The sequence below is a fragment of the Demequina litorisediminis genome (assembly GCF_030161615.1).
GTDB classification, from domain to species: Bacteria; Actinomycetota; Actinomycetes; order Actinomycetales; family Demequinaceae; genus Demequina; species Demequina litorisediminis.
This window is the reverse complement of record NZ_BSUN01000001.1, coordinates 2,497,066-2,512,350: the sequence shown is the minus strand read 5'-3', so window position 1 is coordinate 2,512,350 and position 15,285 is coordinate 2,497,066. Positions and strand designations below refer to the sequence as shown.

Here is a 15,285-nt window from a genome sequence, read left to right as displayed (position 1 = left end):
GAACGACTCACAAGTCTGGGGGAAACATGACTATTTCTGAGGCATTCCTGAACCGCCGCACGTGGACCGGCGTCCTGAGCGGCGCCGCGTTGATGCTGGCGCTCTCCGCATGCGAACCGGTAGAGAATTCTGGCACGGCTGGCTCGTCGACGCCGGACGTGGTGGCATCGAGTGAAGGCTTCGGTGACGCCCGACGTCGACCTGTCCGCGGCTGCGGATGCCGCCACCGACGCCATCGAGGACGTGACCGATGACATCACCGAGGCGCTCGAAGGCGCGCTCGATGGCGACAGCACCGACTCTGACGGCGCTGCCACCGCGGACTTGTCGGCTGGCCAGGCGAATGCGGTCGGCTCGGCGGAGTCGTATCTTGACTTCGCCTCCTTCTCGCGCTCGGGCCTGATCGAGCAACTGGAGTTCGAGGGCTACGAGACGGCCGACGCAGAGTTCGCCGTCGACTTTCTTGAGGTCGACTGGGACGCGCAGGCCGTAGGCAGCGCCACGGATTACATCGACTTCTCGGCGTTCTCGAAGTCTGGCCTGATCGATCAGGCTCGAGTTCGAAGGGTTTACCTCCGAGCAGGCGGAGTACGGCGTCGACAACATCGAGGTGGACTGGAATGAGCAGGCAGCGCTGAGCGCCGAGAACTACCTCGACCTTTCCTCCTTCTCACGGTCGGGCCTCATCGACCAGGCTCGAGTTTGAGGGCTTCACGTCTGAGCAGGCAGCCTTCGGCGCCGACTCTGCGGGCCTCTAGGCCAGAAGCATTACCAACCGTCTGGTGTGGACGCCGCCCTCAAGCGGCGGTCTCCACACCCGCGGGGCGGCCACTCTGAAGGGCTAGCCAGCGAGACTCGAGTTAACCCGCTCCGCGAGCCTCGGCACGACCCACCCCGACCCCAGCGCCAAGGCCACACCGAGCAAGGTCAGCGCCACCCGCTCCACCAACCAGTGCTCGGCCGTCGTTGGTGCGCCGATGCCCAGCAAGGAGAGCACCACCACGGTGGAGAAGAACGGGAACACGTACCAGCGGCTGCCAGCGAGACCCGTGCCCACCGCGAGCAGCACCGCGAGCGCGGCTGCCACCACGCCCGCCGCCGGCTGCATCGAGATGATGGCGGCGGCAACCACGCCACCTGCCAGGACGGACAGTCCACGCCCCCACGCACGGGCACGCAAGGCGTGCGGGTCCGGCCGACTCACCAGCATGGCGGCGGTCGCACCCCAGCCCGGATGATCCACACCCATCGCAAAGCCGCACGCCGCAGCGACCGCGCCCGCGAGGCCCACCTGGGCGCCGTAGACGAGCATGCCGCGCCGGGATGGAGCGGTCGAGCCTCGCGCGCCTGGGGCAGGCCCGCCCGGATCTGCGGGTGCATTGCCGCCGGGCCACGCCCAGGACACCGCCATCGCGTAGACAGCGCCAGCGACCATCAGGCTCGCGCCGGCGAGCGCCGTGCTCGGCGCCTCCGCAGAGAGGCCAGCCCCGTACAGCGGGAGGCCGAGCATCAAAGCCAGCCTGGCCATCGGCCGCCCAGACACGGCCACCAGCCACGCCACACCGATGCTGAGCCCCAGGACCAGGACCACGGCAAGCACGGGGAGCGAGGCTACGAGCGATCCGAGCCACAGCGACAGGCCCGCGAGCACGCCGACCCCGAACAATACCGAGCGATCACGGTGCGACGTCTTCACCCCGAGAGCCGCCGAAGGCAGGACGCCCACGGCGAGAGCGAGCCCGGTTCGCGGGTCAACGGCAAGGGTCGTCACCACACTGGGCAGCGCGAGCACCAGGCCACGCGCGGCTCCACTCCACGTCCAGGCGAGACCTGAGGGCGGCGTCATGCGCTCATCATGGCGCATGCACCGGCACACGTCCCGTCGGGGGCTCCAGCGGCGAAGCGATCACGGGTTCCTCACACGAACCTATCGGGGCCCTACGTGCGCCGGTACAGTCCTCACCGAGGCGCCGCGCGCGCCGCCTGAGGGGGCCATTCCACCGTGACGTTCTATCCGGACGGGCGCGACGACGACGCTTCGAGTCGCACCCCTGGGCCGCGTCTGCCTGCGCCGGGCTGGCTGCCCGATCCCTCGGAGACGCGCCTGGAGCGGTACTGGGATGGTTACCGTTGGACGCCGCGCACCCGCGATCGTGCCACCGGCATCGAACGTGCGGTCTACTCCCCCGGCGTGGCGTCGTCGCTCGCGTGGACCGCGCCTGAGCCGCGGCGCCGCAACACGGGACGCACGGTGCTGATAGTGCTGGCGATCGTCATCGTCGCGCTCAACGCCTATCGGTGGGCCGGCAACCTCGGCTATCTGCCGGAGTGGGGCTCCTTTGCTGGCGGCTGGGGATCGCCGTACGTCATCGAGCCGCCAACGCAGGCCGACCTCGCCTCGGTCGAGACGCCCGTGAGCGGCTACCCGACCTTTGGCACCACGGAGTTGGTGCGGCGGATCGAGGAGGGGCTCCTGACGCAGGAGCGGCGCATCGACGTCACCACCTGGGCGCGCGAGGTGGGCCAGGACGGCGTGTTCGATGCCTACACGGAGGCATACGTGCAGAACCCGTATGCGTTCGGCGGTGGAGGCACGTATCTGGACGACGGTCACCGCGTCTACCTGGAGCCCGAGTACGTGTACAGCGACGAGGAGGCGGAGCATCGCCGTACGGTCACCTACGCCGCGGTCCAGGCCGGGCTCTCACTCTCCGGCGCGGCCGATGCTTCAAGCGAGCGTGAGAAGGTCACAGCCATCCACGACTACATCGTGGGACTGGCCGAGTACGACTACGAGGCCTACGGGCTGATCCAGGCGGGTGACGTCAGCAGCGCGCGTGTGGAGCAGTCCCAGGAGGCGTACGGGATTTTTGCGAGCCGCACGGCGGTGTGCAACGGCTACGCGCAGGCCTTCCTCGCGATGGCCGATGCCGCAGGGCTCGAGGCGGTCCAGGTCACCGGGACGGCATCGTCGGGAATGACGGTGGGAGGGCATGCCTGGAACCGGGTCCTCGTCGACGGCCAGTGGTGGGTGGTCGACACCACCTGGGATGACGCGGAGGGCGCATCGGGCCTGGTGCAGGACTATCTGATGCTCTCCCCCGACGACCCCGCGCTCGCCTCGCGGACAGTGGATTCCGACTGGGTCGTGGACAGCGAGATGTCGCGCTTCTCCTAGGCCCAGAACGTGACGAGGGCCCGGCCACCGACTGGTGACCGGGCCCTCGTGCTACGCGAGAACTGTGTGCCGCTTGGCGCGTGCGGCGTCCGCGTAAAGGCGTGCGGCGCCGATTAGCGCGAGCGGCGTCCGCCGCGCGACGACGAGAAGTCGGCCGCCGAGCGGTGACCTCCGCCGTGCGACTGGGGACGGCGACCGCCGGAGCGCGAACCGCCCGAGCCGCTGCCGGCTGCCTGACGGGTGCCGCCCTGCTCGTTCGAGGTTGCGGTCGAGCGGGCGCCCTGAGCGGCGCCGCGTCCACGGCCGCGTCCGCGACCGCCGCCCTGGCCGTTCTGGCCGGCGCCGGACTGACCGGACTGGCCGCCGTTGCCGCCACGACCGCGACCCTGGCCGCCGCCCTGACCGCCATTGCGCGAGGCGCCGCCGTTGCGCGAGCGACCGCCGCCGTTACCGCGGCCCTGACCCTGCTTCTGCGGGCCGGTGCCGGCGATCGCGATCTCGGCCGCTGCGGCGGAGACGCGCTCGGCGCGTTCGCCAATCAGCGCGACCACGGCGGGCGACGAGTCGTTGACCTTCTCGGGCTTCACGTTGATCTTGGCCTTGCGCAGCAGCCTGGTCGGTGTCCCGACGCTGCTCGGGGAGGACAAGGGTTGCCACGTCACCGGAGGAACCGGCGCGCGCGGTGCGGCCCGAGCGGTGCAGGTACGCCTTGTGCTCGGCGGGCGGGTCCACGTGGACCACGAGCTCGACGCCGTCGACGTGGACGCCGCGGGCGGCGACGTCGGTCGCGACCAGGACCTTCACGCGGCCCTCGGCGAAGGCGGCGAGGTTACGATCACGGGCGTTCTGCGACAGGTTGCCGTGCAGGTCCACGGCGGGGATGCCGTCGGAGGTGGTGACGTGCCAGGCGCTTGGCGTGGTGCTTGGTGCGCATAAAGAGGACGCGACGGCCCGTGCCCGATGCCAGGGCGCGGACCACGTTCTTCTTGGCCTCGGCATCGGCCAGGTGGAAGACGTGGTGCGTCATCGCCTCGACGGGGCTCTCCGCAGAGTCGACCGAGTGCGTGGTGGGGTTGTTGAGGAAGCGCTTGACGAGCCTTGTCCACGCCGTTGTCGAGCGTGGCGGAGAACAGGAGGCGCTGGCCGTTGGTGGGCGTCGCGTTCATGATGCGGGTGACGCCGGGCAGGAAGCCGAGGTCGGCCATGTGGTCGGCCTCGTCGAGCACGGTGATCTCGACGGCGTCGAGCGACACGATGCGCTGGCCCATGAGGTCCTCGAGACGGCCGGGGCAGGCGACGACGATGTCGACGCCGCGCGCCATGGCACGCTCCTGACGCTGCTGGCTGACGCCACCGAAGATGGTGGTGGTGGTCATGCCGTAGGCGGCGGCGAGCGGCGCGATGACCGCGTCAATCTGCGTGGCGAGCCTCGCGGGTGGGAGCAAGGATCAGCGCGCGGGGGCGGCCGGGCTTGGCGCGGCCACCCTTGGCGCCGAGGCGCGCGGCGACGGGCAGCGAGAACGCCAGGGTCTTGCCCGAGCCGGTCTTGCCGCGGCCCAGGACGTCGCGTCCGGGAAGGGTGTCGGGAAGGGTGTCTTCCTGAATGGGGAAGGCGGTGGTCTTGCCCTCACGCTCCAGGACGGTGGTGAGCCTGGGTGGGTACGCCGAGTTCGGCGAAAGTCGTAGCCATAGGTGGTGCGGAGCCTTTCAGGCTTGCGGCCGATGCGCGCGCTCGCCGTGGCGGCGCGCGTGTGTTGTCCCTCGTGGAGGGCACCGGCGGTGGTGGCGAATCGCGATGGGGACACGCGTTCGTTCGCCGAAGAGAGGATTTCTACGAGCCGGGCGCTGGTGTGCTCATGTCAGGAGCGGGGGCGCTGGCGAGAAGGAGAAGCAATCTGCGACGCATGCCCGGCGGTGGTCGAACTGGGCACGGCAAAGAGGTTACCACGAGTTTCCATGGCATACAGGCGCCCAGTTCGCGACACTCTGCGCCGCCTATTGCCAGTCGAGCGAGAGTGCCGCGTCCTAGGGACAAAGCATCCGCGTTCGCCAGTGTCCATGCGCTGGTGTGTACTTGCTGCAAACGCAACAAGTGATGCGGGCGCGTGGTCAGTATATGTCTCTCACGCGCTTCCGCAGCAAGCGCTCGTGAAGATCAATCTGACCCCAGTCAACAAACCAGTTGGATGCGACCTCCGCGGCGTTCCTTATATCGATCAGCCTTCGTGCGAGCGTTGTATGACAACCCGACCGCCAACTTCGTCGCGTCGTCGACCGTTGGCGACGCCAGAAGGCCGATCGCGAAGAACGCGACTGACGCGTCCGGAACGTCGTCCTCCTCCCTTGCCTGAACCCTGGCAAGTGCGTGGTCGACAAGTGCCCGATGCGCCCAGTCCAGATCCGCGGACCGTGAAGAGATCCGCATCACTCAAACACCACCAGCGGATTGAACCAGCCAGGCACCTGCGGCTTCACATCGCGGTTAAGGCCTACCGCACGAAGGGCCCGCTCTGCTAGCCGGTTATCAACCCATGCGTCCGCCATCAGGTCCAGGAAGAATAGAGCCTCGATCGAATTGTCTTCAGTTACTCGAACCTCTCCATGGTCATGAGACATGCCGCTCCGATGCGCGCATCAAGTTCACGACGGCTAGTGCGATACGGCACGATAACCTCACTCGCTTTCCTTGCCTCTGCGAGTGAGCGAACGACCTTGACTGCATTTGCCACGCGCGGCGCCAAGTCATACAACCAGAAATACAGGTCGACCAAGTCGGAAAGGTTCCGGGTGAGCTCAACGCCCACGGCGGCCGGAATCCCGGCGTGTCGATCTGCGTAAGTCAGGAGTTCGGAAAGGACGCTGGACAATCGCTCTTCGAGCAAAGAGACCGCATAGGAAGCGACAGGACCTGCGAGTTCAGTCGACGGAGAGATTACGCCCGAGATTTCTTGCCGGATCCTGTTCGTCCGCGCTACGACCCTCCCGACTTTACGGGGCGCGCCAACTTCCTCGCGATACTCGACGTAAAGGTTTTCGCTAATGATTGTGCGCACCGCGGCGCGTGAAGAATCCATTTGGTTGAGGCGGGGAGTGGCAGAGAGATCACTCTTATCGTGATTCAAGTAGAGACGGTACGAACTTAAGACTCGGTCCACAGTGGACTTGACCCGATCTGCGATTGCTTCCGTTGAGGCAAACGCAAAATAGTCGTCGACATACCGAAGAATCTCGTAGTCGTCCCCGCGGGTCACGCCTGATCCGCGCAGAGCCTTCTTGAATCTCACGATCTGCCGACTGCAGCACAACCTCCGCGAAGAGCCTCGAGAACTCCGGACCAATTAGCAGGCCACGCGTCTCAAGGTCGTTCATGGATTGCATAGTGCGATCCAACCGGTCTCCCAACGAGCCCTGGTACCGCGCAATGCTCGTCGACTTCCGCTTCATCCGGTCGCGACCGTCGTAAGCCCACGATGCACTGTGTGTGTAAAGGCTCTCGAAGCACCGTTCAACATCAAGGGCAAGCACGTAGGCAAACTTGCGCTCAAGACGCCGAAACTTCCGAGAACCAAAGAGCCTTGAAGATGAATCGGTGCTCGCGGTAGCGGTAGTAGGAGGTCAGGAACTCGTACTCGTGCGCGTCAGACTCAACGCCGTGCCGGGCTCTGTCCTCGAACCTGCGGAAGATTGAGTCTCGCACCGACATCACGGATGCCCGGCGAACAGGTGTTCTCACTGAGAAGCTCGGGCGGCGGAGATACTGAAGCATCGCGGGACCAAAGCGATCATAGAAGTGTGCGACCGCGATCTGCGCGCCCGGATGGGGTACCGACAGTTCACGGTAGCCATGGCGGTCATGACGCACTCTGTACCGCAGAGGCGATGTCCGCTTGAGCGGCAACTTCACGGACATTGGGTTGCCCGGTCTTGTGGTGTCCACATGCGGCTCCTGACCGAACAGGATGCTTACCAGCAGATAGTTAGCCGGATCACGCGGCCCAAGGTCGATGCCCCGCGGAGTGAACTTCGCGCGTCGACCAACCAAGTACTCATAGAGCCCGACGTTTGAGAACGAGACGGGAAGCTCGAAGGGCATGGTCTCCGTGAGGATTGCCGTAAACGGGTTCCTCGCGAGTCGCAGTCTCTTACGTCTCGCCAAGATTCCTCCATATATGGGACAGCCTCTGAAGCCGTTTTGCACTGACCTTGACAAACCTCACGTCGTCGATTCCACTGGAGAAAGTGAGGGGTTCGAGCCGCGCGACGAGCGCCCGGTCGGGCAAGACCGAGGCGATCCTGAACGCGAGGTGACGGTCAAGTTCCTGTATAGACCTACTTGTAGATCCAACCATGGGACTTGCGAACGCTAGACCCACATACTGCGAGCCTTGCGCCCGGAGAGTCGGTAGTTGGAGGTCAAGAGTTCTACCCGCTGTACAAGGCGATTACGGTCCGCGTTCGACCGTCGACTTGAATGGAATGCGTCGAACGCACGTGCGAGTCGGGTCGACAGACGCCGCATTTTCTTGGCGGATAGTTCGACTTTGACGCCGTTGGGCCTCAATTCGAATTGGTAACCCAAGTACTCAATCGACCGCAGCCGTGACTTCTTGGATAGCGGGAGGCTCCATAGAGAGGGACTTGGCTGAGTTCGCACGCAAACCGAGTCTCTCTATTACCGACACAACCTGGCGCCGCCGATCCTGGGGCCTAGACAGTGGACCGCCCGCGCCGAAGACCACGACCACATCATCGACATAGCGGAAGTACTGCACGACGTCGAGGCTGCTCGCAACGCGGTTGTCGAGCCTCGACGAGGACCAGTTCGCCTAGAGACGCCGAGAGGGCAACCCCACGCGGCAGCCCCACTCGCGCTCCGGCGATGCGCTCGTACCGTGAAAGGAGTACGGAGACGTGGTCAGCCGCACTCGGCGAAAGGCCAGGACAGTTCCGCACGAGATCCATCAACATCTCATGGCTGACGCTCTCGTAGAACTCCTGCACATCCGTCTTCACGATCACTTTGGGGCTCGACTCTTCCAGTGTCGTGCACAGAGCCGCGCAAAGTGCCGTACGATCCACGCCCAGCGGCGGCAAGCCTCCCCGAAGATCGCTCTCGACCACAAAGCGCGCGAGCACGTGTGCGCGCGCAACGTCTCGGAGCCGATAGGTCGCCGCCCGTGAGACTAGGCCGTGAACACGTTCCAACTCCCAAAGGGATTCAGGTTGATCCACGAGAGTCAGCACGTTCGGCAGATCTACTCGAGCAGAGACACTACTTCTTCACGAACCTTCTTGCGAAGATCGGATACCTCTGTCGTGAGACGATTCGCAGTGGCCCAATCCGACATCCGCCGCGCCGTACGCCGCGCCCCCGCAAGAGTCGCGATCTCGCCTTGTAGCACCTCCAACTCTGGGAACAGTCCGACAAATGGCCGACCTTGTCTTTCAAACTGATCTACGGCGCGAAGTAGCCATCTAACGTCAATGTGCGCGGAATTCAAGCGCATCCCCCTCAGTTGCCCCCAGCGAAGGCGACTTGGCACCAACCTAGCGCAATGCCCTGCTGCCTCGGAGACCGCCTTCTACCGTGAACGGGATACCGTTCCCCCGACTGCGCCGATGAATCCGCGCGCGTACCGCTTCGCATTCACGCGACCGAGATACGGGTCCGCGGTCGAGACGCGCCAACGCATGACCGCACTTCCGACGCCATGGCGAGCGCCGCGTGCAAAGCGCGCACCTCGTCTGCGGACAGAGCATGGCGCGGTGGCGCACATCACCAAGTTCACGACCAGCGGCTTGTTGCCATTGCCCACCCGCTTGCGCGTGTCGATGTTGAACGAGTGCGCATACTCAATCACGTCCCCGAGTAGACCACCCGAGGACCGACGCCGTGAGGCGTGCCCTGCTCCCGCGCTAACGGCAGTTGCGAAAGCACTCGTTGCGCAGCGATGCCGCGGGCCCGAGTCGCAAATGCAAGCCCCTTCTCGGCTTCGATCGCATCCGCGACCTAGCATTCGGTAGAGACGACCACCCGCTTGAGACTATCGCGCTCGGCGCATACTGCCATGCCGCCGAGCAACAGGGCCGCAACGCAGATCGCTGGCGACGCGACATGCTCGCCGTCGCACCCAACATTCACCCAGCGGTGAAGCCCCTGGCCTAGGTGGCGCATCATGACTCGGCGGAATTGACCGTTTGCTGCCTCAAGCGTCTACATCGCTCCCGATACCCCGAGCGCTCCAGTTGCTGCTCGGTACAGTTCTGTGGATTCTGTGTCGATGAGGTCGAACCGGTAGTCCGACCCGAGCCATGAGAATCCGTCCGGGTTATTGAAGACGGATTCCACGTCTGCTCTGCTGACGAGTTCGCCGCCCTCGTTGCGCGTGTTGCGCCGTCGGTCGTTCTCTAGCAAGTACTGTCGTAGTGCATGAGGACGTTGCGCAAATTGCGCAGTCGGGGGAACGCCACGTCGAATGCCGACAAAGCCTCAGTCACCGGCGCACCCTCACCCGCAAGATCCTGAGCCATCTCCGCCGCCATGCGTAGTCGCCACATCGCGACGAGCAAAAACTGCGTGTCGGCCTCTCGCCTCGCGCCTTCGTACGGGTCGAGACGATGAAACTCTCGAAGCCGCTCAACTTGGCGCCGAACAGCGAGTGCATTACTGAATGCGGCACGAGCGCAACTGTCGCGAGCACGCGACAGGTCAGAAATGCTTGCTCCCACGAGACAACAGGGTCGCAGAGCATCAGGTCCAGGCTCAAGGCAGCGCTTGGCGCACGGGCCTCGCCGGCTCATTGGCGAGTTGCTGCGTTGGGGCGCCTCGCTGGGCATAGCACGCACTGGGCAGACAAAACGAGGCGGGCGCCGTGGGGAATACCCCACGGCGCCCGCCTCGTCTCAGCGAGAGGTCACATCTCACTGCTCACGCGTCTGCCCGCCGGCTTAGAACCAGTGCTTTCGTCCGCCGATGGCGCGGCCGGTGCCTCCAAGCAGCGCGAGGACAAGTCCGACCACCATCAGCACGATGCCGATGGTCTGGAGAATGCCGATCGACGCGAGAAGGCCGATCAGGAAGAGAATCAGACCGAGAATGATCACAGCGGTTCCAATCTGTCGCGGCCTCTTTGCCGAGGCCGTGGGGTCTTGGTCGCAGTGGGTAACGCACATCACCCGACGTATCTTCCCGATGGCTTGAGATTCCCCGCGTGACACACACGGTTAGGCCACGTCGTCCGCCCGGTTGGTGTGGATTCTTTCGCCCTCTTCGCTGAAGATGCTCAGCACCGAAACGGCCTCACCATCTGCACTGGCCATGGAGTGCGGCGTCCGCGTATCGAACTCCGCTGCCTCGCCCGGTTCAAGCACGAGATCCTGGTCCCCCAGCAACAGACGCAACCGCCCCGACAGCACGTACAACCACTCGTGCCCAGCATGCGTTCGCGGTGATCCGCCGCGATGCTCCGGCGTGTAAGTGATCCGATACGCACGCATCGTCGACGACTCCGGCGCGAGCGGCACCAGGACCATCCCGTCCCGCCGGATCGCTGCACGCCGCACCCGAGGGTCCCGGTCCCCCTCGGGCAGCAGGTCGTCAACGCGAATCCCGAGCCTGCCGAGTCAGGGGCACCAACAATTCGAGCGTCGCCTGACGTTTTCCCGACTCCAACCGCGACAGCGTGCTCGCGGAGACATTGGCCCGCGACGCCAGGTCCTCGAGCGTCCATCCCCGCGCCTGACGCGCGGTCCGCAGCCGTGGACCCACCTGAGCGAGATCATCCATCCCGCGAGTCTTGCATATTCCGCAAACTCACTTGCCATTCGAGCACCTGCGACCCCACTCTCGAGTCATGACCCCGATCTACGACACCCTCATCATCGGCGGGGGCGCCGCAGGACTCTCCGCCGGCCAGATGCTCGGCCGTGCACGCCGACGCGTCCTCGTCATCGACGGCGGCAGCCCTCGCAATCGGTTCGCCGCGCACGCTCACGGCATCCTGGGACACGACGGCACCCCGCCGTCCGAGGCTCTACGCCCGAGGCCGCGAAGAACTCGCGCGCTACGGGGTCGAGTTCCGCACGGGCACGGTCACCTCGATCTCCGACGAGGGCGCCACTCTCGTGGCTACCACGGACGCGGGCACCGTCGAGGCCCGCACGGTCATCCTTGCCACGGGCATCACCGATGTCCTGCCCGACGTCCCTGGCCTCGCCGAGCGCTGGGGCGCTACCGTCCTGCATTGCCCGTACTGCCACGGCTGGGAGGTGCGCGACCAGCGCCTCGGCGTCCTGGTCACGTCGCCGATGCATGGGCACCTCGCGCGCATGGTGCGCCAGTGGAGCGACACCGTGACCGTATTCGCCACCGAGCCGGGATTCCTCGATGCCGATGCGCGACTCGCCCTGGCAGCGCGCGGCGTCACCGTGGTCGATGGTCCGGTCTCTCATGTCGAGGGCGCAGGCGACCGCCTCACAGCGGTGATCACCGCCGACGGGGCTCGCCATGCGGTGGACGCCCTCTTCGCCGGCGGAGCCTCCCCAGCCTCACGATTCCGCTATCGCCTCGCTGGACCTGGCGCGACGCGACACTCCCTTCGGCACCTTCATCGAGGTACAGCCCGATGGCTCCACCAGCCACTCCCGCGTCTTCGCTGCTGGAAACGTCGTCAACCCCATGGCGACCGTGCCCGTGAGCATGGCCGAGGGCGCGACCGCCGGAGCCCGCGCCAACGCCTTCCTCGTCGAGCCTCGACACCGATACCGCACTCCGCGAGCGCGCGCAGTGGCCGGACGTCGCCCCCAGCGCCTACTGGGAGCGTCGCTACGCGAGCGATCACCGCGTGTGGTCGGGCCGCGTCAACCCCACGCTGGCCGATGCGGTGGCGGGCTTCGCGCCCGGGCGTTCCCTTGACCTCGGATGCGGCGAGGGAGGCGACGTCGCCTGGCTCGCGTCACGCGGCTGGGACGCCACCGGTATCGACATCTCCCCCACCGCCATCGAACGCGCCAGGGCGAGCGTGGCATCGGCCGGTGTCACCGCGAGGTATCTCGCAACTGACCTCGCCACCTGGGAGCCGGATGCCACGTACGACCTGGTGACCGCCTCATTCCTACACTCGCCGGTGCACCTGGACCGGACGGAGATCCTGCGGCGAGCATCGGCCGCCGTGGCGACGGGAGGCCACCTGGTCCTCGTCACCCACGCCGCCGCCCCGGCGTGGGCGCCGCCGGAGCACGTGGCTCACCACCGTTTCCTCACGTCGCGGGAGGAAGCCGATGCACTCGCGCTCGACGCCGCCGATTGGCAGGAGGTCCGCGTGGCGGACGTCGAACGCGAAGCCACGGGCCCCGATGGTGAGCGGGCCACGCTAGTTGATGGCCTCGTGGTGCTGGGGCGGCGCTAGCCGAACCGCTACACCAGCACGCCCGCGGCCCAGTTGCCGAAAAAGCCGAACAGCACTCCCCACGCGACGATGGAGATGCCCATCCAGAAGTAGACGCTCCGTGCGGAGGCTCCCAGCGCGACCATCGTGGGCGCGGTGAACTGGCTGGGAAGCGCAAGGGGTCCCAGCAGCGAGACGCCCGGGACGCCGAACCGCTCGAGGTACCCGGCGATCCTCTGGCGACGCTTCGATGGCGCGGCCGCTTCGGGGTCCTGGCGCCGGGCGATCACCGCGCGACGGGTGCGGCTGGCGGCCGCGATGAGCGCAAAGGTGCAGATGGTGTTGCCGATCACGGCGGCGACGAGCGCGAGCCATGGGTTCATGCCCACCAGCACCCCGATGAACGTCCCGAGGTACGACTCCACGAACGGGATCAGACTGATGAGCGCGACGCCGAAGGCTTGGAGCCACGGCGACAATCCCGCGACAAAGTCGGTGAGATTCAGGATCAGGTCATTGAACATGAGGGAACTCCTTGACTGAGGGGCAGCCATCGGCCCCGTCGTCTGGGACCTCGGCTGATGACACCCACCACCCTGGACTCGCGTGCCGCCTTCGCGTAGGGGCGGGACGTCACCGATTCGATGTGACGCGGCGTCACTACTGCCCCGTGCTGCCAGGCACCATGATGGGGACACCGTCCCCGTCTGCGCTCGAGGTTTTCCATGGTCACCACCGAAGTCCGGCCGCTACGTCGCATGCGCAGGATGAGCACGGCGGTGATCGTGTTCACTGTCGGGTTCATCGGCACGTTCAGTCTGGTGGATGCGGCCGATACGGGGTGGCAGGTCGCGCTCCTGGCACCGTCCGTCCTGGTAGCCATGTGGTTCACCAGCCGCTGGGAGAAGCCCCGCGGCCGCGCTGCGACCCTCGCGTCGCTCGGATTTACGTGGGCGTCATGGTTGGCGGCCGTGATGATGGACGCAGGCCCCGCGACAGTCACTCCCCTGGTCGCAGTCGGCGCCACGGTCGTCGCTACGTTGCCGCAACTCCAGCGCGCCGGCGGGGCGGCATTGGCTGCCGTCGTGGGCCTCACCGCCTGGCTGGGGTCGCTCGGCCACCCCGACTCCACGGGCACCTACGTCATCGTCTCGCTGATCTACACGGCGATCTTTGGGGTGACGTTCTGGCTCAACGCGGTGGGCTGGCGCCTGTTCACCGAGCCTCGACGAGATGCGCGCCTCCGCCGCTGAACTCGCGGTCGTGAAGGAACGCATGCGATTCGCCGCCGACCTTCACGACATCCAGGGACACACCCTCCACGTCATCAAACTCAAGGCCGCGGTCGCCGCCAAGCTCCAGCACACCGACCCCGAGCGGGTCGCCGCAGAACTCGCCGACATCGAGCGCCTCACCGGAGAGACCATCGAACAGGCCCAACAGGCTCGTGAACTCGACGCGACGACTGTCCCTCACGTCCGAACTCGCCAACGCCACCGCGCTGCTCACCGCCGCGGGGATGCGGGTGGACGTCGGCAACACTCATCCGGACGATGCCGCCGAGGACGAGGCCCTTGCCCTCGTGTTGCGTGAGGCGACCACCAACATCCTGCGCCACCCGCGCGCGACGGAGGTGAGCATCGTCCTCACGCCCTCATCGCTGACCATCAGCAACGACGGCGCCGCCCATGAGGCACGCCCGCTACGCGGCCTCGCGGCACTACGGGAGCGAGTGACGCATGCCGGCGGCGACCTCGACATCCGCCACGAGGGCGAGACGTTCGCCCTTCACGCCACGGTGGTCCGGCCGTGACGGTCACGGTGGTCCTGGCCGACGACGAGGGACTGATCCGCACGGCGCTCGCCACCCTGCTGCCGCTTGAGGGCGACATCGACGTGGTGGCCGAGGCCGCCGATGGCGAGGCCGCGTACGCGGCGTTCGTGGAGCATCGGCCCGATGTCCTGGTGCTGGACTTCGAGATGCCCGTCCTCGACGGACTCGAGGTGGCCGCGCGGGTGCTCGCCGAGCATCCCGAGCAGCGCATCCTGATGCTCACCCGCCATGCGCGACCGGGGACGCTGCGACGAGCACTCGCCTGGGGGTTCGAGGGTTCCTCGGCAAGCACTCGTCGCCCGACCTCATCGCGGAGGCCATCGCTCAGGTGCACGCGGGCGGCAGGCACATCGACTCTGCGGTCTCGGCCCAGGCACTCATCGACGACTGCCCGCTGACGGACCGTGAGCCTGGACGTGCTGCGGGTGGCCAGCGACGGCTACTCCGTCACGGACATCGCGCGCAGGCTCCACCTCGCGCAAGGCACGGTGCGCAACTACCTCTCAAGCGCCATCGGCAAGACTCACACCGCCACCAGGCACGACGCCGCCCGCTACGCGCGCGAGCAGGGGTGGATCTAGGCGCGGAGTTCTCGGACTAGTCGAGGATCACCACGCGCTCGCCGACCCACACGTAGCCGTCCTGATCCTCGGTCGGGTTGTAGTCGATCGACACTCGCAAGCCCGGATGCCACAGAAAGGCTCTCGCCTTCGCTCGCGTGCATAGAAAAGTGAATCCAGACCAGGCGCTCGGACTCGTCGGTGCGCACCACGCCGACGCCCTCGGCGCGGTCCCAGTCGAGGATGACTCCGGTGCCGTGGTGCTCAGCACGCGCGTTCACAAGACCCCCTCGGCAATCATGCTCGACGCTCAGCCTAGCGAGCAGC

General features: G+C 66.3%; 14 protein-coding genes and 6 pseudogenes. 11 read left to right on the top strand and 9 right to left on the bottom strand.

The annotated features are described in order from the left end of the window. Positions 1-183: 183 nt before the first annotated feature. Together QQK48_RS15350 and QQK48_RS15345 are read left to right on the top strand one after the other, a co-directional pair. Complete coding sequence (locus QQK48_RS15350; RefSeq protein ID WP_284329025.1) at positions 184-624, top strand: Ltp family lipoprotein; 441 nt, start codon at positions 184-186, stop codon at positions 622-624. Beyond that, positions 611-706 (top strand): Ltp family lipoprotein, encoded by a 96-nt coding sequence (locus QQK48_RS15345; RefSeq protein WP_284329024.1) that lies wholly within the window; start codon positions 611-613, stop codon positions 704-706. Before QQK48_RS15350 ends, QQK48_RS15345 begins: the two co-directional genes overlap by 14 nt. Positions 707-841: 135 nt before the next feature. On the opposite strand, the gene QQK48_RS15340 is transcribed toward QQK48_RS15345, so the two are convergent. Continuing rightward, the gene (locus QQK48_RS15340; protein ID WP_284329023.1) at positions 842-1,846 is read right to left on the bottom strand and encodes an FUSC family protein; all 1,005 of its coding nucleotides are present in this window, start codon (positions 1,844-1,846) and stop codon (positions 842-844) included. Positions 1,847-2,002: 156 nt separating this feature from the next. Between QQK48_RS15340 and QQK48_RS15335 the strand changes: the two genes are divergently transcribed. Continuing rightward, a complete protein-coding gene (locus QQK48_RS15335) occupies positions 2,003-3,178 on the top strand; it encodes a transglutaminase domain-containing protein (protein WP_284329022.1) in 1,176 nt (391 codons plus the stop codon). Positions 3,179-3,291: 113 nt separating this feature from the next. On the opposite strand, the pseudogene QQK48_RS15330 reads toward QQK48_RS15335, so the two are convergent. The 6 genes and pseudogenes from QQK48_RS15330 to QQK48_RS22190 all read right to left on the bottom strand — a co-directional run bounded on the left by QQK48_RS15330 (position 3,292) and on the right by QQK48_RS22190 (position 10,964). After that, positions 3,292-4,868, bottom strand: a pseudogene (locus tag QQK48_RS15330) (DEAD/DEAH box helicase). Between the two features lie 895 nt (positions 4,869-5,763). After that, entirely contained in the window at positions 5,764-6,462 is a 699-nt protein-coding gene (locus QQK48_RS15325) for an RNA-dependent RNA polymerase family protein (RefSeq protein WP_284329021.1), read from the bottom strand. 257 nt (positions 6,463-6,719) lie between these two features. After that, entirely contained in the window at positions 6,720-7,271 is a 552-nt protein-coding gene (locus tag QQK48_RS15320) for a hypothetical protein (RefSeq protein WP_284329020.1), read from the bottom strand. 2,121 nt (positions 7,272-9,392) lie between these two features. After that, complete coding sequence (locus QQK48_RS15315; RefSeq protein ID WP_284329019.1) at positions 9,393-9,593, bottom strand: hypothetical protein; 201 nt, start codon at positions 9,591-9,593, stop codon at positions 9,393-9,395. Positions 9,594-10,126: 533 nt separating this feature from the next. Further along, complete coding sequence (locus tag QQK48_RS15310) at positions 10,127-10,351, bottom strand: DUF6131 family protein (protein WP_488798434.1); 225 nt, start codon at positions 10,349-10,351, stop codon at positions 10,127-10,129. Between the two features lie 51 nt (positions 10,352-10,402). After that, positions 10,403-10,964, bottom strand: a pseudogene (locus QQK48_RS22190) (helix-turn-helix domain-containing protein). Positions 10,965-11,031: 67 nt separating this feature from the next. On the opposite strand from QQK48_RS22190, the pseudogene QQK48_RS20480 reads away from it, so the two are divergent. The 4 genes and pseudogenes from QQK48_RS20480 to QQK48_RS15285 form a co-directional block, all read left to right on the top strand. After that, positions 11,032-11,145, top strand: a pseudogene (locus QQK48_RS20480) (NAD(P)-binding protein); the annotation flags it as partial. Then, positions 11,105-11,662, top strand: a pseudogene (locus QQK48_RS20475) (FAD-dependent oxidoreductase); the annotation flags it as partial. The pseudogenes QQK48_RS20480 and QQK48_RS20475, both read left to right, overlap by 41 nt. 22 nt (positions 11,663-11,684) lie before the next feature. Further along, positions 11,685-12,092 carry an NAD(P)/FAD-dependent oxidoreductase gene (locus QQK48_RS15290; protein WP_284329480.1) on the top strand — a complete coding sequence of 136 codons (408 nt, stop codon included), beginning with the start codon at positions 11,685-11,687 and terminating at the stop codon, positions 12,090-12,092. Then, a complete protein-coding gene (locus QQK48_RS15285) occupies positions 12,022-12,585 on the top strand; it encodes a class I SAM-dependent methyltransferase (RefSeq protein WP_284329017.1) in 564 nt (187 codons plus the stop codon). Before QQK48_RS15290 ends, QQK48_RS15285 begins: the two co-directional genes overlap by 71 nt. An 8-nt stretch (positions 12,586-12,593) precedes the next feature. Here QQK48_RS15285 and QQK48_RS15280 read toward each other — a convergent pair whose 3' ends face one another. Beyond that, positions 12,594-13,088 (bottom strand): hypothetical protein, encoded by a 495-nt coding sequence (locus QQK48_RS15280; protein ID WP_284329016.1) that lies wholly within the window; start codon positions 13,086-13,088, stop codon positions 12,594-12,596. 201 nt (positions 13,089-13,289) lie between these two features. On the opposite strand from QQK48_RS15280, the gene QQK48_RS15275 reads away from it, so the two are divergent. The 4 genes and pseudogenes from QQK48_RS15275 (at position 13,290) to QQK48_RS15260 (ending at position 14,979) form a co-directional block, all read left to right on the top strand. Further along, the gene (locus QQK48_RS15275; RefSeq protein WP_284329015.1) at positions 13,290-13,817 is read left to right on the top strand and encodes a hypothetical protein; all 528 of its coding nucleotides are present in this window, start codon (positions 13,290-13,292) and stop codon (positions 13,815-13,817) included. After that, positions 13,798-13,944, top strand: a pseudogene (locus tag QQK48_RS22185) (histidine kinase); the annotation flags it as partial. The gene QQK48_RS15275 and the pseudogene QQK48_RS22185, both read left to right, overlap by 20 nt. 67 nt (positions 13,945-14,011) lie before the next feature. Beyond that, complete coding sequence (locus tag QQK48_RS15265; RefSeq protein WP_284329013.1) at positions 14,012-14,377, top strand: ATP-binding protein; 366 nt, start codon at positions 14,012-14,014, stop codon at positions 14,375-14,377. Further along, positions 14,374-14,979: pseudogene (locus QQK48_RS15260) on the top strand (response regulator transcription factor). The gene QQK48_RS15265 and the pseudogene QQK48_RS15260 overlap by 4 nt, the downstream one beginning before the upstream one ends. Here QQK48_RS15260 and QQK48_RS15255 read toward each other — a convergent pair. After that, on the bottom strand, positions 14,976-15,239 hold the full coding sequence (locus tag QQK48_RS15255) for a hypothetical protein (protein ID WP_284329012.1): 264 nt from the start codon (positions 15,237-15,239) through the stop codon (positions 14,976-14,978). The pseudogene QQK48_RS15260 and the gene QQK48_RS15255 sit on opposite strands and share 4 nt — an antisense overlap. Positions 15,240-15,285 lie beyond the last annotated feature (46 nt).

Coding starts and splice junctions, on each gene's coding strand:
- QQK48_RS15340 (WP_284329023.1), bottom strand. CDS start 1,846: ATGACGCCGCCCTCAGGTCTCGCCTGGACGTGGAGTGGAGCCGCGCGT.
- QQK48_RS15320 (WP_284329020.1), bottom strand. CDS start 7,271: ATGCCCTTCGAGCTTCCCGTCTCGTTCTCAAACGTCGGGCTCTATGAG.
- QQK48_RS15310 (WP_488798434.1), bottom strand. CDS start 10,351: ATGTGCGTTACCCACTGCGACCAAGACCCCACGGCCTCGGCAAAGAGG.
- QQK48_RS15290 (WP_284329480.1), top strand. CDS start 11,685: ATGCGGTGGACGCCCTCTTCGCCGGCGGAGCCTCCCCAGCCTCACGAT.
- QQK48_RS15280 (WP_284329016.1), bottom strand. CDS start 13,088: ATGTTCAATGACCTGATCCTGAATCTCACCGACTTTGTCGCGGGATTG.
- QQK48_RS15275 (WP_284329015.1), top strand. CDS start 13,290: ATGGTCACCACCGAAGTCCGGCCGCTACGTCGCATGCGCAGGATGAGC.